The following is a 22,159-nucleotide window of genomic DNA, read 5'->3' on the forward strand; positions in this document are numbered from 1 at the left end:
GAAGAGAATGCTTTCTGCGGTAGAGGCGGCCGGTCAGCGCCTCCGGGTGGCCCGGGACGGGAGCCCGGCGGAGGCACCTGTGGTGGCGACTCCGGCCGGGGTGCCAGGGTGCCCGGGGACGATCTCGGCGAGGTCGGATTCAAGGGCGTGGGATCGGCGGGCGATCCACTCCAGCTGGTGCGCGAGCTCCGGCCAGCCCGACGGCGCACTACCCAGCTGGTGCGCGGCCTTCTCCACGAGACGGCGGGCGGCGGCGAAATGCTGGTGCGCGCCGTTGGACAAGTCCGCCACGAAGTTGGTGCCGGGAATTTCGACGGTGGGCCGTGCCGCCGCCAGCATGTTCGCCTTGAAGGGGGCGGCGTGGTGGTCTGGCGGGGAGAGAAGGCGGAGGTCGGCTTCGATGCGCCGGCATTCCGCGGCCAGGGCGTGGGGGAGTTGCCTGGGCACGGGCGCCCGGACGCCGTCCTCCCGGACCAGATTGGCGACCAGGTCGAGGCGGTGGGGCAGGTCGCGGAGGGCGATCCACCTGCACGGATTCGGGTCGCCGGGCGGGGCGATTCTTGAGACGCGGGCGAGCCGGTGGCCGACCTCGGACCATTCGGCCGGCGTGAGCTCCCGGTCCTCGGGGTGCAGGCGGACGCTGACGTGGAGGATGACGCGGGGATCACCACGGTAGGTGGCGGCGAAGGGGTGCTCCCGGTGCGATTCGTCGAGGTGCTGGGCCCACTCCACCGAGGTCCATATCCGGTCCTCGTCGGTGAAGTAGTCGAGCTGCGACCAGTACGCGACGATCGTGCCGTCGGTGGTCAGGCCCTCCTGGTCGCTGACGGGCCGGCCCAGAGCCGCGGCGAGTGCGTGGGCGGACGTGGTGTCCAACTCGTGGAGTGTGGGGATCATCGGCTGCCGGCCCGGCCGTCGGCGACGTGGACGAGCTGGTTCAGTTCGGTGATCGAGTACCAGCCGACATCGACGGGCTTGCTGTCGGTGAACCGGGGCACGAGGTAGTCCTGCAGGGCCCGCTGGTAGATCAGGCAGTCGGGGCAGCGCGTGGAGAGGTGGACGAGGTAGCGGGGGTGTCCGGTGACGAAGCTGCGGGCGCCGCCGTCAGGGTTGCGCAGGCGCCATCCGTCCTCGTTGGTCGGGGTGTGCCAGGACGGGGTGACCACCGTCATGGCGTCGCCCCACAGGATGCCGTCGTCCACTCCCTTGATGACCACGATCCGGTCGCCGGGAGCGAAGTGTCCGTGGGTGATGTCCCGGTCGGGGGTGATGGCGTCAGCGGGTATGAACGCGGCACGGATGGCGTCGGGCACGGCAGAAGTCCTTCCACGAAGGTGCCGCAGTTTCGCGGCGGGTGAAGTACTTCAATGGTCTGGAGAATCCCCGGTTTGGCTGACCGGGGATCGTCGGCTATATATGTCCGCCCACGGTTACCGGAACGGGTTCTCCGTCCCCCGGTCATCAGCGGTGGCCGCGTCCAGCAGCTCGGGAAGGTCAGTGCCCTCGGCGTCGCGCTGGTCGATCCACCACCCGGCCCGCGTGACCGTGCGGATCTTCTCCTCCAGCGCGGCCCAGTCGGCCTCGTCCCAGGTCCCGCTCTCGGTGACCAGCGCGGTGTACGCGGCCGTCACCAGCTGGAACCGGGAACGCTCACCCCAGGCAAGAGCCCGCTCGGGACCCTCCAGCGCCGGCATGTCGAACTGCGTCGCCCAGTCCAATGCGGCCTGCTGCTCCTCGGCCCGCTTCGCCGCCAGCCACACTTCCTTCGTGGCGCTGTCGGAGTCCCGGGAGGCCTTCCAGCAGTCGGTGCAGTCACGGCCGCCGAGCCAGCGGGCGAATCCGGCCCGCTTGTCGGCGGGACGGTCGGACAGGTTGGCCGTGCTCTCGTGTCCACAGCTGTGGATGATCTTCCATTCGGTTCGGATAGCCATAGATGAATCTCCTTCTGATGCAGGGAAGTTGATGTGGTCGGGCTGGTTGTGGCGGGAGCGCCGGTGGCGGCCGGGGCGACGGCCGGGGCCGAGCTTGCGGCGGGCGAGGGCGAGGATGGCCAGCGAGAGGGCGGCGCCGGCGGCGGGAAGAGCAGCGAGTACGTACGGGCGCTCGGCGAGGGCTCCGGCGAGCGCGGTTCCGGCGGCCTGGCCGGTACCGACGGACAGGATCAGCCAGGCGTACGCCTCGGTGGTGCGTGAGGCGGGTGCCAGGGTGTCCACGGTGTGGAAGCCGTTGGTGATGATCAGGGTGAGGAACAGCCCCGGGACGACGGCCAGGGCGATGGCTGAGCGCGGTCCGGGCTGGATGAGCAGGGGTATCCAGCCGAGGAGGAACAGGCCGGCGGTCGCGAGGAGCTGAGTGGTGGTCGTGCCGGGCCATGTCCGTCGGGCGTAGACCAGGCCGCCGAGGACGCTGCCGGTGGAGAACGCGGCGGGGAGCATCCCGGAGAGCATGGCCATCCCGTGAGTGGTGGCCATGCCCGCTGCCCACACGTTCATCGCACCGAGCGCGAACCCCGTCCCCGCAAGCGCGGTGAACAGCAGGACCAGACCGGCCCCCGCCAGACGGCCGCCTCCCACCGCCCCACCAGTGGTGGCCGGCCGCCAGGTCCGTGACGGGGCAGCGGTCAGGACCACGACCGTTCCCACAAGGGTGAGTGCGGCGGCGGCGTTCAGGGCCATGTCGGGCCCGTATGCGGTGGCCAGCCACGAGGCGAGCAAGGGACCCACGATGTAGAGGAGGCCCTGAGACCCGGTGTCGAGGGCCTGGACGACCCGCCGCCGGCCCAGGTCGGGAAGAACCGTCGGCCACAACGCGCGCAGCCCGGATTCCAAAGGCGGGGTGAACAGACCCGCGAGCCCCACGGCGGCGGTCACGGCCGCCGGATGCCCGCTCGCCCCGATCCACGGGAGCGAGGCCAGGTAACCGGAGTTGAACACGACGGCCGGTGCGGAGATACGGGTCTGCCCGTACCGGTCCATCAGCCTGCCCTTGATCGGCTGGGACAGCCCGGACGCCAGCCCGTACAGCGCGGCGAGGAGGCCGGCGAAGGCCAGGGAACCGCCCCCGCCGGTGATCCACAACACGAGCCCGACGGGCACCATGCCGTTGGGCAGACGACCGGTCAGGGTGCCGCCGAGCAGGCGGACAACATGGCGGCTGCCCAGGACGGCGCCGTACGTGGCTGGTGGTGGGGTGGTGTTCGGGTGATCGGCCAGGGTCAACAGGGCAGGGCTTTCCGTCAGAGAGGGCGAGGCGGAGTGGGACCGGGCGCGGGGCGCTACCGGCGGGGTGCGGAAGCGGCGGAGACCGGCGGGGTCGGCACGACCGGTGTGGTGCCTACAGCGGGCGGGCGCGGTACGGGCAGGTGGTGGGGTGCGGGGGTGCGGTGCGGCGGCAGGACCGCCACCGCGTCCTCCAGCTGTTCGCCGATCTGCGCGAGGTCCTGGATCAGGTGGGTGGTCTGCGCGGAGAGCATCCGCAGTCGCACGGAGATCTCCTGGCCTGCCCGGGTGTCCATGGCGGTCGCCCAGGCGGCGCAGGTGTCGAGGAAGACCGTGAGCTGCGCGATGTGTCCGGCGGGAGCATGGGGCGGCAGGTCGGTGACGTAGGAGATCGCCTCGGCGACGGAGGCGCTGTGCTGCGCGTCGATGACGTCGCGGATCAGCTGTTCCAGTGGCACCCCGGGTGGTGACGCGCTGTCCGGCGGGGGGCCGTTGGGATAGAGCACGCCGGGTGGGACTGCTGGTGGGAGGTGGCGGATCGCTTCGTCGTCGGTGTCGTAGCGCCCGAGCACGCTCATTTCGGGGCCGTCGATGTCCCCGGCGAGGATCACGACCATCTCCTCCTCGTCGTCGACCGGGTGCGGGACGAAGGCGAGGGTGAGCTGGCGGCCAGCGGCGTCGTAGCGAGATTCCTGGGGCTGGAGCAGGCCGCGGCTGCGGGCCGAGCGGGCCCAGGCGGTCCATGCCTCCTGTTCCTCCGTACCGAGCCCGGGGTTCGGCTCCGGTGGGTGGGCGGGCTGGAGGGCGAGGTCGCGCAGCAGGACGTCGTGCTCGCCCCAGGTCTGCATGTAGGGCCACAGCAGAGCGTCGCGGCTGGTGGTGTCCTGGCCGTCGGGGTGCTCGTCCAGGATGCGTACGGCCTGGTCCGCGGCATGGGCGAGGTCGGAGATCAGCAGGTGCCAGCGGGCATGGTGCCGGGCAGGGGGCATGGCCCGCACGCCAGCGCTGGCGTGGACGATCAGGGTGCTGAGGTGGGGGCGGAGTTCGACGAAGAGCTCGGCGAGCTCCCGGTTGCGCTCGGCTTCGGCGGCCTGGGCGGCCGGGGCGTCGGTGATGTCTCCGTGGCGGGTACGGAGGTGGTCCACGGCCATCTCGCAGCGGAGCGTGATGACCGAGAACTGGACGGCCCAGCCGGTCAGAGCATTAACCGCCTCGTGCGGAGGTGGGGTCGGGGGGGCCCGCGCCCTCGCCCTCCGGATCGCGGCCGTCCCGGCGCTGGCGGTCCTCGCCGCCCTGACGGCAGCCCCCGCCCAGGCCGCCCCGGCCGACGACGTCCGCATCAACGAGGTGGTGACCACCGGGGACGTCGACGATTCGATCGAGCTCCACAACAAGGGCGCCGGCCCCGTCGACCTCTCGGGCTGGATACTCAAGGACGACAACAGCAGCTCGAAGTACAAGATCGCCTCCGGCACCACCCTGGCCCCCGGGGCCTTCCGCGCCTTCGACGTCCACTCCTCCTTCGGCCTCGGCTCCTCCGACAAGGCCCGCCTGTACCTCCCGGACGGCAGCACGCTCGTCGACAGCTTCACCTGGAGCAAGCACTCCGAGCCGTCCTGGTCACGCTGCCCCGACGGCACGGGCGCCTTCACATCCGCCGCCCGCACCCTCGGCGCGCCCAACAACTGCGGCACCGGCGGCGGCACCACTCCGGTCGCCTGGCCCGGCAGCTCCTCGGTGTCCACCGCCGACGCCTCGAACGTCTTCGGCGAGGACCTCAGCGGTCTCCAGCAGGAGGGCTCCGTGATGTGGGGCGCCCAGAACTCCGGCAAGCTCTGGCGCCTCGTCAAGAACGGTTCCGGAGGCTGGACCCCTGACACCGCCGGCGGCTGGTCCACCGGAAAGGCACTCCGCTTCCCCGGCGGTTCCGGCACCCCCGACAGCGAGGGCGTCGCCGTCACCGGAGCGGGCGCCGCGGGCGGGGTGTTCGTCGCCAGCGAGCGCAACGCCGACTCCTCCGGCACCAGCCGGCTGTCCGTCCTGCGCTACGACGTGAGCGGTACGGCCACCACCCTCACCGCGGGCAAGGAGTGGAACCTGACCCCGGACCTCCCCGCCGTCGGCTCCAACCTCGGCCTCGAGGCGCTCACCTGGGTGCCCGACAGCCACCTGACCGGCGCCGGCTTCAAGGACGCTGCCACCGGGGCGGCCTACGATCCGTCCCGCTACGGCGCCCACACCGACGGGGTGTTCTTCGTCGGTGTCGAGGGCACCGGCATGATCTACGGATACGTGCTCGCGGACTCGGGAGCCTTCACCCGCGTGGCCGCTTTCAGCAGCGGCATGGCGGGGGTCATGGAACTGCAGTGGGAGCCGCAGGCAGGCCGCCTGTGGGCCGTCTGCGACGACACCTGCTCGGGCCGGCACCTCACCCTGCGGGTCGACGCCTCCGGCTCCTTCGCCACCAACGCCGTCTTCAACCGGCCCGCCGGCATGTCCAACCTGAACAACGAGGGCTTCGCGATCGCCCCGGCCGCCGAATGCGCGGCGGGCTCCAAGCCCGTCTACTGGTCCGACGACAGCAACACCGGCGGACACGCGCTGCGCAAGGGCACCGTCAGCTGCTGACCCGCCCGTAGGAACGCCGCAGGGGCGGCGGACGTCGCCGTCCGTCCGCCCCTGCGGCGCCGGCCCGGGGCCGGCCTTCGCTCAGCGTGCGCCGAGGTGGGCGCCCTTGAGCCACTCGGCCTCGCCGTCCTTCGCGCAGGACGAGGTGTAGACGGGGCCGAACGGCGCCGGGACGGCCGCCACGGTGGAGCAGTTGGACGAGAAGGCCTTGTGACCGCCCGAGAAGTAGTCGAGGTCGACACCGTCGTTGGCCAGGGCGGCGCCGGCGCCGCCCAGCAGGATGCCGGCGGCGAGCGCGGAGGCGGTCACGGCAGAACGAATACGCATGATTCCCCTAAGGATCTACGGAGTGACGCGCCGGTGAATGGGTGCGTCGGCCGGTTCAACGGCCGGACGGAACGTCCGGGAACGGCCGTTCACTCCAACGCCACTGCAGTATCGTTTCGACACCCGTCAGGCGCCCGCCGGACGCGGTGCGATCTTCTCGAGGTCGTCGACGGTGCCGGTCATGACGGTCCGGATGTGTTCGGTCAGGTGTTCCACGGGCCAGTCCCACCAGGCCAGATCGAGCAGGCGGGCGATCTCGGTGCCGTCGTAGCGGGTGCGGATGATCCGGGCCGGGTTGCCGCCGACGATCGCGTAGTCGGGGACGTCCTCGACGACGACGGCGCCGGAGGCGATGACCGCGCCGTGCCCGATGCGCACTCCGGGCATGACCATCGTGTCGTAGCCGAACCAGACGTCGTTGCCGACGACGGTGTCGCCGCGGCCCGGCAGGCCGGTGAGCAGGTCGAAGTGCCCGGCCCAGGAGCCGCCCATGATGGGGAAGGGGAACGTGGACGGGCCGTCCATGCGGTGGTTGGCGCCGTTCATGATGAACCGCACCCCGGTGCCCAGCGCGCAGAACTTCCCGATGACCAGCTTCTCCGGCCCGTAGTGGTAGAGGACGTTGCGGGTCTCGAACGCGGTGGGGTGCTCCGGGTCGTCGTAGTAGGAGTACTCCCCGACCTCGATCAGCGGTGAGGTCACCAGCGGCTTCAGCAGGACCACGCGGGGCTGGTCGGGAACGGGGTGGAGCACCGTGGGGTCCGCGGGGATCCGGGGCGTGGCCATCGATTTCGCTCTCCGTTCGGGAAGGGATCGGCGGGTCGTCGTGCGTAGCCGGGCCGGGCCGGGCTCTGCGGTGCGGTGCGGTGCCGTCATGGTCGGGCGGACAGGAACTCCCGGAACACGCGTGCGGCGCGCGGGTTCTCGCCGCACTGCCACACGCCGTGCGGGCAGTAGTCGGTGATGCTGTGGTAGAGCGGCTCGTGCTCGGCGATCCAAGCCAGCATGCCCCGCATGTACTCCGGGTTGTCGCCGTTGCGGAACAGCCCCCATTCGGGGTACGAGATCCGCTTCCCGTGGGCCCTCGCGAAGTCGACCTGGTGCTGGAGTCCGTAGGGCTGGGTGACCTGCTCGTCGAAGGTGTGGCCGGGCGGCTGGTCGTAGGTGTCCATGCCGATGATGTCGACCACGTCGTCGCCGGGGTAGCACCTGGTCCAGGCGATCGCGTCACCGCCGCGGTTGGGGGCGAAGTCGAATCGGAACCGCTGCCCCTTCACGGAGCGCATGGAGGCCACGATGCGCCGCCAGTACCTCTGCCAGTTCGCGGGGTCGGGCCGGCACCGGTGGGTGTAGTTGAAGCCGTTCATCTCCCAGCCGAGCACGATCACCGTGTCCGGCACCCCGAGGCTGACCAGACGCTTGGCCAGCCGCTGGAAGTGGTGGTCGTACGCGCCCTGCGCGCCGGAGCGGATCAGCTCGGCGACCCGACGGTCGGGTACGCCGGCCTCGTTGCGCTCCATCATGGGCACGTTCAGGACGAACAGCCGATCAGCCCTCGCCTTGCGCCACCGTGCCCAGCTGCGCAGGGAGTCGGGTGCCCCCTCGATGTTCGACCAGGTGTCGCCGGGCAGGTAGGTGTGCCCGGCGCGCAGCTCGGTACCGCCGAGCCAGTGCGAGAGCCCCTGCATCCGCTCGACGCCGGGCGAGCCGTAGTGCAGGTAGGCGCCCACCGCGACCCCGGAGCCGGCGCTGCCGGAGTGGCCGGCGGGGCCGCCCTTGTGCGGTGGCGCGGCGGGGAGGCCCCCGGTGATGAGCAGGCCGACGGCGACCGTACTCGTACAGGCGGCTGCCAGCCAGCGGCCCCAACGGGACATGATGCCTCCACGAGCTTCGCGCACCGATGTATCTGGTCAGTGACGTTAGGCATCTCATCGGATGCGCGGCCTGTCCGGTGACCCCAAGCTGAGCCATTCGCGGCAGCCGCCCGCCTTCGATTCGTCCGACCGGGTGACAGCGCGGCCGAGCCGGCCGCCGCCCCCGCCGAAGGGTGCGTGCGCGTACGCCTTCGGCTGGTCACGTGGACAGGCGTGGACAGTGCTGGGCAGGCACGGCCTCCGCGGGGTCTGGAAAGTGGACAGCGCCCGGCACGAGTCTGTGGCGTGTCAACACCGCACGTGCACGAGCGGCCGGGGCAGCGCGTCGCGCGTCGATTCCCCGGCCGCGAGGGGCTCCGCCTCTCTCTCGTGCGCCGGCCGCCCACCCGCATTCAAGGAGCCTCCACCATGACGTCCCGACCGATCCGCACCCTGACCGTGCTGACCGCTGCCGCTGCCCTCTGCGCCACGGCCGCCTCCACCGCCCATGCCGCGCAGGACACCGGCCGGCGCACTCCGCGGATCGTCACCGCCTGGGCCGACGCCTGGAACGGCACCGATCCCCGGTCCCTCGGCGCCCTGTTCACGGCGAACGGCACCTACACCGACGAGGCCATCGCCGTGACCTTCCGCGGCCGCAAGGAGATCGCCGGTTGGAAGGCCCGCGCCGACACCCTCATCGACGACGTCCACGTCACCGTCCGGGGCGCCCGTCTCGTCGGCGACCGCGTCACCGTGCAAGCCGTCTACTCCGGCCACCTCAAGGGCGCGCCGAAGCCCTTCGCCGTGCCGATGACCACCGTCCTCGACCTCGACGGGAACCACTGCCGGATCACGTCAGACAAGGACCACTACAGCCTGGCCACCGTCCTCACCCAGTCGGGCCTGCCCGCCGACTGGACCCCGCCCGCCTCCTGACGGAAGCGGGTGCCGGCGGGCTCCCCGGCAGCCGGGCACCGGTCAACCGCACCCGAGGTGTCCTTCCAGGAACGGGAGGACCGCGTCGATGAAGTGCTCGTTCCGGTCGCCGGCCACCATGTGCCCGGCGCCGGAGACATCGACGCGCCGCGCGTGGGGGACCCCCTCGCAGAACTGCTCGGCGATGTCTTCGCGCACCACGTCGCTGTTCCCGCCGCGGACGAGCAGGATCGGCACGTCGGCGTGGCGCGCGGCGTCGAGGAGGCGCTCGGCCATGCCCGGCGGGTCCATCCGGCCCTCGAAGCTGTCGAGCATCCGGGGGTCCCAGTGCCAGAACCAGCGGTCGCCCCGGCGTCGCAGGTTGTTCCGTATCCCTTCGGGGTCGCGCGGAGGCGGTCGGTGCGGCAGGTGGGCGGAGACCGCCGCGGCCGCTTCTCCGATACTGGCGAACCCGTCCGGGTGGCCGTGCATGAACTCGACGATCCGGCGGAACCCGCGGGGATCGGGCCGATGGGCGACATCGACGAGGACCAGAGCGCGAATCGCCGCCCTTGGGGCCTCCCCGGCGGCGAGCAGTGCGGCGAGGCCGCCGAGCGAGGCGCCGATGAGCAACGGCTGACGGCCGAGTTCGGTGACGAGCGCGCGGACGTCCTCGGCGAACAGGCCCAGGTCGTAGTCGCCGTCGGCGGGCCATTCGCTGGTCCCGTGCCCCCGCAGGTCCGGGGCGATGACCTGCCACCCCAGGGCCGCGAGTCGAGGGCCGGCCCGGTCCCAGGCGTGCCGCGTCTGGCCTCCGCCGTGCAGCAGGACGAGAGGGGGCGAGGACGCCCCGCCCCAGACGTCCGCCGCGAGCCGGATACCACCGGCGCCCGTGAAGCTCCGGGTGCGTGGCGGTGCGCTGGGCGTCATGCCGGGCGTCATGCCTTGCCCCGGGTCCGCAGCGGTGCCAGCAGCTGGTCGCGGTAGGGATCCGCGGCCGCCGCGGCGAGCGCGACGTCCAGCCCGAACAGGGCGCGCGCGAGGAAGCGGTCGTCATCGACCAGCTCGGCGACCCATTGGTGCAGCGCACCCACGCACGAGGCGGCGACCACGGCGGCCAGAGCGTCCGTGTCGACGTCGGCGCGCAGGACACCTCGTGTCCGTGCGTCCGCCATCGCCCGGCGGAGCTGGATGAGCGGACTGCGGCCGAGGACGAGACCGCTCTTCTCCCACTCGCGCACCATGCGACGCGATACGACCGGGTCGTCGACGAACAGTTGGACGGTCGACCTGACGACCTCCCGCGGGGAACCGCCGTCCAGCGACTCCAGACGGCCCTCGAGTTCGTCCATGAACCCGGCGGCAAGGGCTTCCCAGATCTTGTCGCGCGGTCCGATCAGGTTGTACACGGTGGCCGGGGCGACCTCGGCCCGCTCCGCGATCCGCTCGGTACTGAGCACCGATTCCTGGCTGTCGCGCAGGAGTTCGCGCGTCGCGTCGAGGATCCGCGACCGCCGCTGCGCCTTGTTGTGCTCACGCGGGCCTCCGTCGGCCGTCTGCATCGCGCACATCCCTTCGCGCAAAATTTAGAGAGCCCTCTAAATTTAGAGCCGGCCGCTGGACGTGGTCAAGGGGCGAGGCCCGGTCCGGCGTGGGCATGAGGGCGCCGAAGGGGCGGGCGACGGCCTCGAACTGGTCGGGCTCGTGCCGAAGAGCGGCACCGGGCACGGAGCCCTGTTTCCCTCGAAGTCACCTGAACGGGCAGGTCAGGGCGGCTGAGTACCTGATGGACTCGAAGACCATCTGATCCATGCCGACCCCTTCGAGGAGTTGAGGTGGGACGGCACGCTGAGCGCATGCGGTACGAGGAGAAAGTAGAGCTCACCGCTAGTGCTGTGGCCGGAAAGGTTTGCCGGGTCGCGGTGTTCGGTGCGGTGCATCGCAAGGCGGAGGACCACGCCTCGTACTGGACGTACCGGTGTGGTCCGACAACGCGGCGAGGTGCCGTGCCGGGCGCCGCGACCCGGTGGACCTTTCCGGTCACAGCACTAGCCGGTGCGCGGCGGTGCTCATCCTTCGTTCGGGTTGCCCGGCGCCCCGGGCTTGCGGCGCAGGTTGCGGATCGCCGGGATCGCGAGCAGTGCCGCGCTGCCCGCCAGGCCGGCGCCGGCCGACACCAGCAGCAGCCGGCCCGGGGAGGCCAGCGCGGTGGCGGGCCCCGCCAGGATCTGGCCGAGCGCGATCCCGGACACCGAGCCGGCCAGCTCGTAGGCGCTGACCCGGTTGAGTACCGCGGGCGGGGTGTGGGTCTGCACGCTGGTCGCCCACATCACCGACCAGAACGCCCAGGCCCCGCCGCCGAGCGCATGGCCCGCGAGCAGCACCGGCAGGCCCGCGTCCAGCGCCACGCAGAGCGGCAGTACGGCGTACAGCGCCATCGCCACCGCGCCGGCGGCCAGCGGCCGGTCCGGGCGCAGCCGCAGGGCGAGCAGGCCGCCGAGCACCGTTCCGACGCCGAGGAAGGAGACGGCCAGGCCGTAGGCGTTCGGGCCGAGCCGGGCGCCGATCAACGCCGAGCCGAGCGGTACCAGGGGGCCGAAGAGGAGTAGGCCGTAGCCCACCCAGATCAGGATGACCGCCCACATCCAGGTGCGTGCACGGAACTCCTGCCAGCCCTGGCGCAGGTCGCGGCGGAGTGAACTCCCGGGCGGGGCAGCAGAGTCGGAGTCGGAGTCGACGTGGGCGGGGGCGCCCGCAGGCACGTCGGCCGGGGCGAGGCGGATGAGTGCCAGGCACAGGGCGCTGAGCAGGAAGGTGCCGGCGTCGATCGCGTACACGGTCCCGGCGCCGGTCAGCACGATCAGCAGTCCCGCAAGGGCCGGGCCGATCAGGTGGGCGAGCGCGTCGGCCACCTTGAGCGTGGCGTTGGCCCGCTGCGGATCGCGGGCGACCAGCGGGACCATCCCGTTCACCCCCGGCAGGAACATCGCGACGGCCGCGCCGGCCAGTGCCGCCATGGTCACCAGCAGCCAGAACGGCGGTGTCCCGGCGAAGAACGCGGCCGCCAGCACGCCTTGGGTGAGGACCCGGACGAGGTCCGCGCCGACCATCATCCGGCGTGCGCCGAGCCGGTCGGCCAACACCCCGCCGAACAGGACCAGGAGGACGAACGTCCCCGTCCAGATGCCGAGGACGAGGCCGACTCCGGAGATCCCGTACAGCGGGCCGATCGCGAGCGCGGCGGCCACCGGCATCATCGCGTCGCCGACCAGGGAGACCGAGCGGGCGGCGAAGTAGAGGGTGAAACGCCGGTCCCACAGGGGGTATCGGGCGGCCGGCGGATCGGGCTGGGCCGGCCGGGGGGTCGCAGGGGGCCGGGCGGTCTCCTTTACCACTTCTGACGCTGCCGGCTGATACATGCCGGACTTCCGCTGTGCTTATGCGGTCATATGCGCAGCCTGGATGATCCTGCCTGGGTGTCGAACCCGTGCCGGCCCCTGTCAGTGCCCCTGTCCGTCCTGCTGTCCGTCCTGCTCGCCTTGCTCGCCCTGCCCCTCGCCGCCCCGGGGGCCCGGGCCTCGGGCGGGGGTGCCGGCGCCGGGATCGAGACCGCCCGGACCGGCCGGCAGGTCGCCCCCGGGGTCCGGCTGGAGTCCTACGACCGGCTCGAAGCCGACCGCTGGCTGCGCATCGACGAGCTCGACGTCGACCTCGCGGCTGCGGGCAGAGCCGGGGGCGCGCGGGCCGAGTACCTCGGCGGCCGGGGCGTCGCCACCGTCGCGGACGCGGCCGCCCGGCACCCCGCCGGCCCGGGCCGACGCGTGGTCGCCGCCGTGAACGGGGACTTCTTCGACATCAGGGGTACGGGCGCCCCGCTCGGCCCGGGCATCGGCGCCGGACGGCTCCTGCACGCGCCGTCCCCCGGCGCCGGCCAGGCCGTGGGCTTCGGCGCCGACGGCGCCGGCCGGGTGCTGGACATCGCGCTCGCCGGGACCGTGACCCTGCCCGGCGGAGCGGTCCGCCCGCTCGCCGGCTACAACACCGCGCGGCCGCCCGCCGACGGCTTCGCCGCCTACACCGCCGACTGGCCGGCGGCCGAACTGCCCGCGCTCGGCCCGGTGGTGGACCTCCGGGACGGGCGGGTCACGGCCGTCCGCGCTGCCGCACGTGCGGCCGTACGGCGCCCCGCGGCCGGTACGACCTTGCTGGTCGCGGGCGGCGCCGCGGCGGCCGAACTCGCCGCCCTGCGGCCCGCGGACGCGGTCGCCGTCCGGGCCCGGCCCGTCGCGGCCGGGGGCGGGCCGCTCCCGGTGGGAGCGCTGGGCGGCCGGGAGGCGCTGGTCGTGGCCGGGGTCGCGCAGGACCACGAGGGCGAGCCGAACAACGCCGCCGCCCCGCGCACCGCCGTCGGCTTCTCGCGCGACGGCCGGCGGCTGCGCGTGGTCACCGTCGACGGCCGCCAGCGCGACAGCGGCGGCCTGACGCTCACGGCGCTCGGCCGGCTGATGCACCGGCTCGGCGCGTACGAGGCCCTGAACCTGGACGGCGGCGGCTCCTCCACCCTGCTCGCCGCCCTGACCGGGGAGCCGGGCCTGACCTTGGAGAACTTCCCGTCCGACGGCCGGCCGCGCCCGGTCCCCAACGGGCTCGTCCTGACCGCCCCGGCCGGCTCCGGCAAGACAGCCGGGTACCGGATCGAGCCCGTGGGCGGCGTCGCGCGCGCCTTCGCCGGGCTTGGCCGGACCCTCAGGGCCACCGCGTACGACACCGCACTCGGCCCGGTGGCCTCCGCCGGGCCCGCGCCGGTGTGGACCGCGGAAGGCGGCGGGGCGCGGGTCGACTCCGGCGGGGTGCTGCGCGCGGCGCGCCCCGGCCGGCTCGCGGTGCACGTCCGGGGCGGGGCGGCACGCGGCACGCTCGGCGTCGACGTCCTCGGCCCGCCGGCCCGGATCCGGGCCGTCCCGGAGCGGATCGGACTCGCGGAGCAGGGGGAGGGCGCGCGCTTCGAGGTGACCGGACATGACGCGCAGGGGGCCGCCGCCGTCATCGAACCCCGGGACGTGACCCTGGAGTTCGACCGCTCGCAGTGGGCCGTCGCCGAGGACGGGCGCGGCGGGTTCACCGTGACCGCCCGAGTCCCCTGGGCCGCCGGGCGGTTGCTGGCCTCCGTGCGGGGAGTCTCGGCGGGCCCGGCCGAACTGGCGCTGGGCGTCGGCCTGTCGGACCGTCCGCTCGCGGACCTGGAGGACGCGGACCGGTGGACCGGCCCGGGGAGCGGGGCCGGGGAGGGGCACCCGGGCCGGGGGCTCGCCCTCACGCCCACCGCCGACGGGGGCACCGCGGCCGCGGCTCCGCCCCGGCCGCTCCCCGTACCGGAGCTGGCCCGGTCGCTCTCCCTCCAGGTGAACGGCGACGGCTCCGGAGCCAGGCCCGCCGTGGAAGTCACCGACGCGGACGGGGGAGTCGCCACCCTGCGCGGGCCCGCCGTGGACTGGACCGGCTGGCGGGAGATCCGCCTCCCGCTCCCGGCGATGGCGGAGCGGCCCTTCACCGTGACGCGGATCTCGGCCGCGGCGGCCGCTGCCGCGGTCGCGGCCCGGGGTCCGGCGGCGCGGCTGCTGGTGGACACCCTGGCGGCGCGCACGCCGCCGACCGGGTCTGCCCGTACCCCCGCCGCGCCCGATCCGATCGTTGCCACGGCGGACCAAGTGCGCGCCAGGCCCTGGCGGTTCACCGTCGAGCCCGCCGCCGAAGGTCGCGGCGGTACCGACCGGCCCGGCGCGAAGGACGGCGCGGGCGCCGACTTCGCACTGAACGGCGCCGACCGGCCGCCCTTCGTGCACCGGGGCGTACGGTTCCTGCCGCTCGCGGCCGCCCGCCGCACCCTCGACGGCGGCGGGCTGGCCCGGATCGGGGCCCTGCGCGCCGCCCTCGCGGCCGCCGCCCGGGAAGCGGGCACGGGCGCGGTGGCCGTGGTACAGCCGTACGCGCCGCAGGCCGTCGACCGCAAGGAAGCCGCCCTGCGGCTGCACCTCCTCGCGGAGTTCCGGCGGGCCACCGGCAAACGGGCCGCCGTCATCACGGTGGGCGCCCCGCGCTTCGCGGCCGGCCGAAGCGAGGGCGTCCTCGCCGTCGAGGCCCCGCGCGGCGGCCGGACCCTGATCGGCGCCGACGCCCACGCCACCGGCGACTGGCTCTCCGTACGACCCGACGTCGTGCCCGGAACCGTGCTCGGTGCTAGCCGGTGACCTTGGCGGTGAAGGAGTCGAGGTTGCCGAGTGCGCGGTCGATCTTCTCCTCGACCGTCAGCGTCTCCTCGAAGCCCCGGGTCTTCAGCTTCGGCTGGCGCTTGCCCCTGATGTACAGGGAGCAGGCCAGGTCGGAGCAGACGTAGGTCCCGACCGTGTTGCCGTCGCGGCCGCGGGCTCCGGCGAGCGGGGCCACGAGGAGGGTGACGCCCGAGGAGGTGTGACCCGTCAGGCAGATCTGGCAGATGCTGGACTTGAAGCCGCCCACCCGGTTCGCGGCCGGGACCCGCAGTGAGATGCCGAGGGCGCCGCCGTCGGCCAGGGGCCGCACGATGTGCGCCCGCAGCGGGGCCGCGGGATCCACCCAGCCGAGGAAGTCGAGGTCCTCCCAGGGGAGTTCGGCGAAGTCGGTCGGCAGCTTGAGGCGTGCCGCCTCGCCCTTGGTGCAGTTCACGAAGGAGGCGCGGATCTGTTGGTCGGTGAGCGGGTCCATGAAACGAACGGTACGTGCTGGTGGGAGCCCTGGTCACCTGCTTTTGGCGGCCGCCGGGGCCGCCGCCGCGGCCCGCGGCCCCGGGTCCTCAGAGGCGGACGAGGGTGACCTCGGTGGCCTTGACGCTGGTCCACACCTCGGCGCCGTCGGTGATCCCCAGCTCGGCGGCCGCGTCCGGGGTGATCTCCGCGACCAGGTCGGGCGTCTGCGCCGAGCCGATCAGCACGCGCAGCCGGCTGCCGACCGAGGTGATCTCCCGTACGGTCCCGGGCCAGACGTTGCGGGGGCTGCCGCCCGGGCGCTCCCGGTGGACGGACACGGCCTCGGGGGCGATGATCGCGAGGGCCCGCGCCCCCTCGGGCAGCACCTCCGCCACCACCAGACGGCCCCCGCCCGCGAGTGCCAGGCCGTCGGCCGACGCCGTGCCGGACCACGCGTTGCGCCCCAGCATCCGGGCCACCCACGGGGAACGCGGATGCCGGGTGACCTCGGAGGGCGGTGCGTCCTGGAGGGTCCGGCCGTCGGCGAGCACGAGCACCCGGTCGGCCAGCGAGACCGCCTCGACGGGATCGTGGGTGACGATGAGGCAGACCCCGCCGAAGCCGGCCAGGTGGGTGCGCAGGGTGTGCCGGACGCGGGCGCGCGTCGTCTGGTCGAGGGCGGCGAGCGGCTCGTCGAGGAGCAGCAGCCGCGGCCGGGCCGCGAGCGCGCGGGCGAGGGCCACCCGCTGGGCCTGGCCGCCGGAGAGCTGCGCGGGCTTGCGGCGGGCGAGGTGGCCGACGCCGAGCCGGTCGAGCCAGGCCTGGGCCTCGGCGCGGGCCTCGGCGCGCGGCACCCCGCGGGCACGCAGCCCGTAGGCGGTGTTGGCGAGGGCGGTCAGGTGCGGGAAGAGCGCGCCGTCCTGCGGGACCCACGCCACCTGCCGCTTGTGCGGGGGCAGCGCGGTGACGTCGGCGTCGCCGAGCCTGAGCTCGGCGTACGCGCGCGGGGTGAGGCCGAGGAGGGCGCGCAGGAGGGTGGTCTTGCCCGCGCCGTTCTCGCCGACGACGGCGATGGTGGTGCCGGGTTCGGCGTCGAGGGTGAGCTCGTTGAAACCGGTGACGGTGGCGTGCAGGGGCCAGCGTCCGCCGTCGGCGGGGGCGGCGGGGGCAGTGGGAGCCGCGGCCCCGGAGTCCCCGCCGATCGGACCCGCCGGCCGCCCCGGACCCGCCGGACCCGCCGGCCGCCCCGGACCCGCCGGACCCGCCGGCCGCCCCGGACCCGTCGGCCAAGCCGGGTCCGGGCCGGGAGCGTCGTCGGCGACCACCGGCGCGGCATCGGCGTCGCGGTGGGCGACGGGGGTCCCCGTCCACCTGCCGCGCAGGGCGACGAGCACGGCCATGGCGATCGCGAGCAGCAGCAGGGACACGGAGGTCGCGGCCTCGGGCCGGTCCTGGAGCAGCAGGTACACCTGGAGCGGCAGGGTCTGGGTGGTGCCGGGCAGGTTCCCGGCGAAGGTGATGGTGGCGCCGAACTCGCCGAGCGCCCGGGCCCAGGTCAGCGCGGCGCCCGCGACCAGCCCCGGGCCGACCATCGGCAGCGTCACCGTGAAGAACACGCGGACCGGCGTGGAGCCCAGCGAGGCCGCCGTCTCCTCGTAGCTCGGCTTGAGGCCGCCGAGCGCGCCCTCCAGGCTGATGACGAGGAACGGCATCGCGACGAAGGTGGCCGCGAGGACCGCACCGGAAGTGTGGAAGGGCAGCGTGATGCCGAAGGTGCCCTCCAGCCAGGGGCCGAGCAGTCCGCGCCGGCCGAAGGCGAGCAGCAGCGCCACACCGCCGACGGTGGGCGGCAGGACCATCGGCAGCAGCACGAGCGAGCGGACCAGCGCCTTGCCCCGGAACTCGACGCGGGCCAGGAGCCAGGCGAGCGGAACCCCGAGGACGAGCGAGATGCCGAGCGCCCACAGGGACACCAGCAGCGACAGCTTGAGCGCCTCGACCACACCGGGACTGGTGAGGTGCGCGCCGAGTTCGCTCCACTGGGTGCGGGCGAGGATGCCGAGCAGGGGCATCAGGAGGAACGCCACCGCGAGCACCGCGGGGATCGCGAGGGCCACGGGGGGCCGGGCGCGGCGGGTACGGACTCGGCTCATGTGGGTTCCCGGCTGGTGGAACGGTGACGGCGGGTGAAGCGTAGTGCGGTGGGCGGCGGGTCCGGACACGCGGCGCGGGGCTGTCCGTCCCCCCGGACCGGGCAGCCCCGCCACGTCACCGCGTCCGGTGGCCGGCTACGCCTTCTGGAAGCCCGCGTCCTGGAGGATCTTCTGGGCCTCCGGGGTGCTCAGCCACGCGACGAACGCGGCCGCGGCCTCGGCGTTCTTGGAGCCCTTGAGCGAGGCGGCCGGGTAGGAGGCCACGGCGTTCTCGGCGTCCGGGATGTCCACGACGGCGACCTTGTCACCGGACTTGAGGGTGTCGGTCTTGTAGACCAGGCCGGCATCGGCCTCGCCCAGCTCGACCTTGCTCAGCACGGCGCGGACGTTGGGCTCCTGCGAGACCGGCTTGACCTCGATCTTCTGCGCTTCGAGGATCTGCTTGCTGTAGCGGCCGACGGGGACCTCGGGCGCGGCCAGCACGACCTTGATCTTGGTGTCGGCGAGGTCCTTGAGGCCGGCGACCTTGAACGGGTTGCCCTTGCCGGTCGCGATGACCAGGCGGTTCTTGGCGATGACGGCCGGGTCGTTCACCTCGGTCTTGAGACCGTCCATGGTCTTGGTGTCCGCGGTGACCAGCGCGTCGGCCGGTGCGCCCTGCTTGACCTGGGCGGCGAGCTCCTGCGAACCGGCGAAGGAGAACGTGACCTTCGTACCCGGGTGGGCCTTCTCGTAGGCCGCGCCGGCGGTCTTGAAGACGTCGGTGAGGGAGGAGGCGGCGAGCACCGTCAGCTGGGCGGCCTTGGGCTCGGCGGATGCGGAGGTGCTCGGGGTGGCGGCGGCGTCGTCCTTCTTGTCGTCACCGCTGCCGCAGGCGGCGAGCGCCGGTACGAGCAGGGCGGCGGTCAGGGCGAGGGTCGCGGTGCGGCGGTTCAGGGGCAGGATCGGGGACATGCTGGTGCTCCTCGGTCGGGTCGGCGGCCGGGCCGGTGCCGGGTCCGCGCGGTGGTGGCCCGCGCCGGGGACGGGCGGAGCGGGTACGTGGTGCGGGCGCGTGGTGCGGGCGCGTGGTGCTGAGCGGAAGCGGGTACCCGGGGTACGGGGCTCAGGTGCGGTCGATGTGCACGCTGGTGGACTTCACGCGGGCGGTGGCCTGCATGCCGACCTCCAGCCCGAGCTCGTCGACGGCTTCGCGGGTGAGCAGGGAGACCAGCCGGTGGGGACCCGCCTGGATCTCGACCTGCGCGGCGACGTCGCCGAGCTTGACGGCGGTGACGATGCCGGGGAAGGCGTTGCGCGCCGAGGTGTGGGTCTCCCCGTCCTCGGTGTGGGCTCCCTGGCCGACCTCGATGGAGAAGGCGGCCAGCGCCCGGCCGTCGATCAGGCGGCGGCCGCTGTCGTCGCGGTGGGTCGAGACTCGGCCGGCGTCGGCCCAGCGGCGTGCGGTGTCCGGGCTGACGCCCAGAAGGCGGGCCGCCTGACCGATGGTGTAGGACTGCATGTGCGACAAGGTAGGGGCACATGGCCTGCATTTGCAATTCTCTTGGGATGATGTACATGGCAGATGCCACGCCTCTTGTCGTAACCGCCAAAATCGATTCCGGTGACGCGGGTCCGGGTGGCTAGAGTCGTGGCATGACTGAAGAGGGAACTGCGGGGTCGGCGCGGGTCGACGTGTGGATCTGGTCGGTCCGGCTCACCAAGACGCGGGCGATCGCGGCCGCGGCCTGCCGTGCCGGGCACGTCCGGGTCAACGGGGAGCGCGCGAAGCCCGCGCAGTCGGTGCGCGCCGGGGACGAGGTGCGGCTGTTCCACGCCGGCCGGGAGCGCATCGTGGTGGTCCGCCGCCCGGTGGCCAAGCGGGTCGGCCCGCCGGTCGCCGCCGAATGTCTGATCGACAACAGCCCGCCGCCGCCGACCCCGGTGGAGGCGGCCGTGGTCGGCATCCGCGACCGCGGCGCGGGCCGCCCGACGAAGCGGGAGCGCCGCGAGATCGAAACCCTGCGCGGCAACCGCTAGTGCAGTGACCTCGGGGAAGCCCGGTCCGGCAGTGTGCCGGGCCGGGCTTCGGCGTTTCCGAAGGGGGGCGGGTGTCCGGCGGCGCTGAGAAATTTTCTGCAAGGGATTGCTCCCGTTCTTCCGAGAAGGGCGGTCCCACGGGCTCTCGGAGTGCGGGAGGTGGTGAAATTCCTCGTTCACGAGGGCTTCACGCGCTGGTGACACCGCCAGTAACCTCCCCGCAAAACCTTGCGGAAAGTTTTCAACCCGCCGAAGCCGCAGGGACGTTGGCCCCGCTTCGAGGAGCAGACCTTGAGATCACGCACGCGATCACGCCTCAGACGGCGGCCGACGGCCCTGGCCCTGGCCGTCGCGGGGTGCCTGGCAGCCGTACCGGCGGCCGCACTGCCGGCCCCCGGTGCCCCTACCACCGACGCCGCAGACAAGCCGCCCTCGGCCGGCTGACCCCCGTCGAATACGAGACCGTCATGACCACGTCGGCTCTTCAGGCCGCGTGACTGAACCTGTCACCCAACGCTGCATCAGACCCACACGTACGCTGTCGCTCGTCGCATGAAACCCGGTGTCCACTCCCCGGGATCAACCTCATCTCGCGGCTGGCCGGCCGCGCAGCCACACACTTGACCTTCACCACCCGCCTGCGCTTTCTATCTGTATCGCCAGCCACACGAGCGGTGCCGCTGCCAGAACGATCAGCACCAGACAGCACGGTACCTGGGACGGCCCCTTGAGTGGCTCGGCTGCTACCTGCGGGGCCACTCGGCGCACGTCGTCGGCGTGATACCACATCTTGCCGGCATAGCCCGTAGTGGTCATCCAGCTCTCCGTATGGGTCCGCACTCCATGGGCCAGCGCATTCACATACACCGAGCCAGTACCGACGCCCGGCCACAAGGTGCTCACCTGGCGCTCCGTCAGCCAGCCGTCCCCCTCGTCCGCCATATTCCGCCCTTCCCCCAGCAGCCGGTGACACGACATCATGAACTGTCCCATAGCCAGGCGTAGTTAGCCCCCCCATCGTTCCCCGGGGTTCCGACGCGGCGATATCCGCTTCCCGGGCCCCGAACGCCTGGCGCGAGCGGGTTGGCCCTCGTCATCGAGAACGGGCGGTCAGGGTCCGACCGCCGCCCTACCCCCGAATCACGGCGCCGGGGCGTGAGCACCGTCAGTGCAGTCAACAAGCCAGCCGTGCGCGCTACGGCTCTCCGGGGGCAAGCCCCCTGTGTGTCCCCTGCCGTGCCGCGCGCGCCGAGGCTTTTCGCGTCTGAGCGGTCCTGTTCCTGGCGGCGGCGGGCAGTCGCGGCTCGGACGACGACGCCCGACGTGGTCTGGAAGCCAAGTGGCACGACAGCGTCGAGGTGGTCCATTGCTTCGCCAACCTGGAGAGGATCTCCTGCCCGCGGTGCGGCACGGAACTCGCACCTGACTGGTGGGGTGATGCCGTCTCGCAGTGCTATGACGAGGGCTTTTCGACCCTGATGGTGACGGTTCCCTGCTGCGACGTTGAGACGTCGCTTAACGAGCTGGTGTACGACTGGCCGATGGGGTTCGCGCGGTTCAGGATCGAGGTTTTGTATCCGAACCGGGCTTGGCTGACTGACGGGGAGCTGGCCTCTCTCGCGGGTGCTCTCGGACATCCCCTGCGACAGATTCTCATCCATATCTAGTGCTGTGGCCGGAAAGGTTTGCCGGGGCGCGGTGTCCGGTGCGGTGCATCGCAAGGCGGAGGACCACGCCTCGTACTGGACGTACCGGTCTGGTCCGACAACGCGGCGAGGTGCCGTGCCGGGCGCCGCGACCCGGTGGACCTCTCCGGTCACAGCACTAGACGCCGTCACGCGCGCTGCGCCTCGCGCCACGCACTCCCCTCTCATCCCCGCGCCGGCTCCGAGGCCCACCGGGCCAGTTCCGCGCAGCGAATCCCGCCGCCGGGGTGCCACTCCATGACCGGGCCGGCTGTGTCCCCGTGCTCCTCGCACCAGGACATCAGGACCAGGCCCCCGCAGTCGTGACGCTCGCACCGGCACCCCTTCCCCGGAACTGCGTACGGCACCCCGTGTCGGGTCACACCGCCCGCCGGCTTTACGGACGAGGCGGTGCCCCGCAGGCCGGCGGGCCAAGCCAGCGTCACCCGCAGGCCGCCCGACCCCGACCGGAACCGTTCGATCACCCGCACCTCCCCCAGTACCGCCAACGGGCCCGTGCCCGGAGCGGTCAGCCGGCTCACCGATACCCCGAACTCCCCGGCCGCCAGCTCGGCCAGCTCGTCAGCGTCGGCGTCCGTCAACCAGCCGGACAACTGGTTCCTCCTCCTCGGCGTC

Annotated in this window: 19 protein-coding genes and 2 pseudogenes; 4 read left to right on the top strand and 17 right to left on the bottom strand. The window is 73.0% G+C overall.

Annotated features, from left to right (window positions below; genetic code table 11):
• Positions 1-33: 33 nt before the first annotated feature.
• The 5 genes and pseudogenes from DRB89_RS35705 to DRB89_RS35720 form a co-directional block, all read right to left on the bottom strand.
• Positions 34-876: a relaxase/mobilization nuclease gene (locus DRB89_RS35705; protein ID WP_112449962.1), complete on the bottom strand. Its 843-nt coding sequence runs from the start codon at positions 874-876 to the stop codon at positions 34-36.
• Positions 877-893: 17 nt separating this feature from the next.
• Positions 894-1,313, bottom strand: coding sequence for a hypothetical protein (locus DRB89_RS35710; RefSeq protein ID WP_112449963.1), 420 nt, complete (start codon positions 1,311-1,313; stop codon positions 894-896).
• A 117-nt stretch (positions 1,314-1,430) separates the two neighbouring features.
• A complete protein-coding gene (locus DRB89_RS45300) occupies positions 1,431-1,931 on the bottom strand; it encodes a hypothetical protein (RefSeq protein WP_239516910.1) in 501 nt (166 codons plus the stop codon).
• A 390-nt stretch (positions 1,932-2,321) separates the two neighbouring features.
• A pseudogene (locus tag DRB89_RS45305) lies at positions 2,322-3,098 on the bottom strand (MFS transporter); the annotation flags it as partial.
• Positions 3,099-3,274: 176 nt separating this feature from the next.
• The gene (locus tag DRB89_RS35720) at positions 3,275-4,369 is read right to left on the bottom strand and encodes a hypothetical protein (protein WP_112449964.1); all 1,095 of its coding nucleotides are present in this window, start codon (positions 4,367-4,369) and stop codon (positions 3,275-3,277) included.
• A 16-nt stretch (positions 4,370-4,385) separates the two neighbouring features.
• Between DRB89_RS35720 and DRB89_RS35725 the strand changes: the two genes are divergently transcribed.
• Complete coding sequence (locus DRB89_RS35725; RefSeq protein WP_112463587.1) at positions 4,386-5,846, top strand: lamin tail domain-containing protein; 1,461 nt, start codon at positions 4,386-4,388, stop codon at positions 5,844-5,846.
• Between the two features lie 81 nt (positions 5,847-5,927).
• On the opposite strand, the gene DRB89_RS35730 is transcribed toward DRB89_RS35725, so the two are convergent.
• The 3 genes and pseudogenes from DRB89_RS35730 to DRB89_RS35740 all read right to left on the bottom strand — a co-directional run.
• Positions 5,928-6,173, bottom strand: a complete 246-nt coding sequence (locus tag DRB89_RS35730; protein WP_239516506.1) for a hypothetical protein — start codon at positions 6,171-6,173, stop codon at positions 5,928-5,930.
• Between the two features lie 126 nt (positions 6,174-6,299).
• Positions 6,300-6,959, bottom strand: a complete 660-nt coding sequence (locus tag DRB89_RS35735; RefSeq protein WP_112451970.1) for a CatB-related O-acetyltransferase — start codon at positions 6,957-6,959, stop codon at positions 6,300-6,302.
• A gap of 98 nt (positions 6,960-7,057) precedes the next feature.
• Positions 7,058-8,047 (bottom strand): annotated as a pseudogene (locus tag DRB89_RS35740) (glycosyl hydrolase); the annotation flags it as partial.
• A gap of 408 nt (positions 8,048-8,455) precedes the next feature.
• Here DRB89_RS35740 and DRB89_RS35745 point away from each other — a divergent pair.
• Positions 8,456-8,965: a nuclear transport factor 2 family protein gene (locus DRB89_RS35745; protein WP_112451972.1), complete on the top strand. Its 510-nt coding sequence runs from the start codon at positions 8,456-8,458 to the stop codon at positions 8,963-8,965.
• A gap of 42 nt (positions 8,966-9,007) precedes the next feature.
• Here the strand turns inward: DRB89_RS35745 and DRB89_RS35750 are convergent, their stop codons facing one another.
• The 3 genes from DRB89_RS35750 to DRB89_RS35760 all read right to left on the bottom strand — a co-directional run bounded on the left by DRB89_RS35750 (position 9,008) and on the right by DRB89_RS35760 (position 12,339).
• Positions 9,008-9,874 (bottom strand): alpha/beta hydrolase, encoded by an 867-nt coding sequence (locus DRB89_RS35750; protein WP_112451973.1) that lies wholly within the window; start codon positions 9,872-9,874, stop codon positions 9,008-9,010.
• Between the two features lie 8 nt (positions 9,875-9,882).
• Positions 9,883-10,506, bottom strand: coding sequence for a TetR/AcrR family transcriptional regulator (locus DRB89_RS35755; protein WP_112451974.1), 624 nt, complete (start codon positions 10,504-10,506; stop codon positions 9,883-9,885).
• Between the two features lie 507 nt (positions 10,507-11,013).
• Entirely contained in the window at positions 11,014-12,339 is a 1,326-nt protein-coding gene (locus DRB89_RS35760) for an MFS transporter (protein WP_239516507.1), read from the bottom strand.
• Between the two features lie 81 nt (positions 12,340-12,420).
• Here DRB89_RS35760 and DRB89_RS35765 point away from each other — a divergent pair, with 81 nt between their 5' ends.
• The gene (locus DRB89_RS35765; protein WP_162688857.1) at positions 12,421-15,192 is read left to right on the top strand and encodes a phosphodiester glycosidase family protein; all 2,772 of its coding nucleotides are present in this window, start codon (positions 12,421-12,423) and stop codon (positions 15,190-15,192) included.
• Here DRB89_RS35765 and DRB89_RS35770 read toward each other — a convergent pair.
• The 4 genes from DRB89_RS35770 to DRB89_RS35785 form a co-directional block, all read right to left on the bottom strand.
• Positions 15,182-15,685, bottom strand: a complete 504-nt coding sequence (locus DRB89_RS35770) for an FBP domain-containing protein (protein WP_112452822.1) — start codon at positions 15,683-15,685, stop codon at positions 15,182-15,184. The two genes, DRB89_RS35765 and DRB89_RS35770, sit on opposite strands and share 11 nt — an antisense overlap.
• An 88-nt stretch (positions 15,686-15,773) precedes the next feature.
• The gene (locus tag DRB89_RS35775) at positions 15,774-17,819 is read right to left on the bottom strand and encodes an ABC transporter permease (protein WP_112463590.1); all 2,046 of its coding nucleotides are present in this window, start codon (positions 17,817-17,819) and stop codon (positions 15,774-15,776) included.
• A 135-nt stretch (positions 17,820-17,954) separates the two neighbouring features.
• A complete protein-coding gene (gene modA / locus DRB89_RS35780) occupies positions 17,955-18,773 on the bottom strand; it encodes a molybdate ABC transporter substrate-binding protein (protein WP_112452898.1) in 819 nt (272 codons plus the stop codon).
• A 151-nt stretch (positions 18,774-18,924) separates the two neighbouring features.
• Positions 18,925-19,320: a helix-turn-helix transcriptional regulator gene (locus DRB89_RS35785; protein WP_112452899.1), complete on the bottom strand. Its 396-nt coding sequence runs from the start codon at positions 19,318-19,320 to the stop codon at positions 18,925-18,927.
• A gap of 134 nt (positions 19,321-19,454) precedes the next feature.
• Here DRB89_RS35785 and DRB89_RS35790 point away from each other — a divergent pair, with 134 nt between their 5' ends.
• Positions 19,455-19,838, top strand: a complete 384-nt coding sequence (locus tag DRB89_RS35790) for a S4 domain-containing protein (RefSeq protein ID WP_112452900.1) — start codon at positions 19,455-19,457, stop codon at positions 19,836-19,838.
• Positions 19,839-20,465: 627 nt separating this feature from the next.
• On the opposite strand, the gene DRB89_RS35795 is transcribed toward DRB89_RS35790, so the two are convergent.
• Together DRB89_RS35795 and DRB89_RS35805 are read right to left on the bottom strand one after the other, a co-directional pair.
• Positions 20,466-20,831, bottom strand: coding sequence for a hypothetical protein (locus tag DRB89_RS35795; protein WP_112452278.1), 366 nt, complete (start codon positions 20,829-20,831; stop codon positions 20,466-20,468).
• A gap of 877 nt (positions 20,832-21,708) precedes the next feature.
• Positions 21,709-22,137 carry a hypothetical protein gene (locus tag DRB89_RS35805; RefSeq protein ID WP_162688858.1) on the bottom strand — a complete coding sequence of 143 codons (429 nt, stop codon included), beginning with the start codon at positions 22,135-22,137 and terminating at the stop codon, positions 21,709-21,711.
• Between the last annotated feature and the right edge of the window lie 22 nt (positions 22,138-22,159).

Origin of the sequence: Streptomyces sp. ICC4 (assembly GCF_003287915.1) — a bacterium.
In the GTDB taxonomy this organism is placed as follows: Bacteria; Actinomycetota; Actinomycetes; order Streptomycetales; family Streptomycetaceae; genus Streptomyces; species Streptomyces tritrimontium.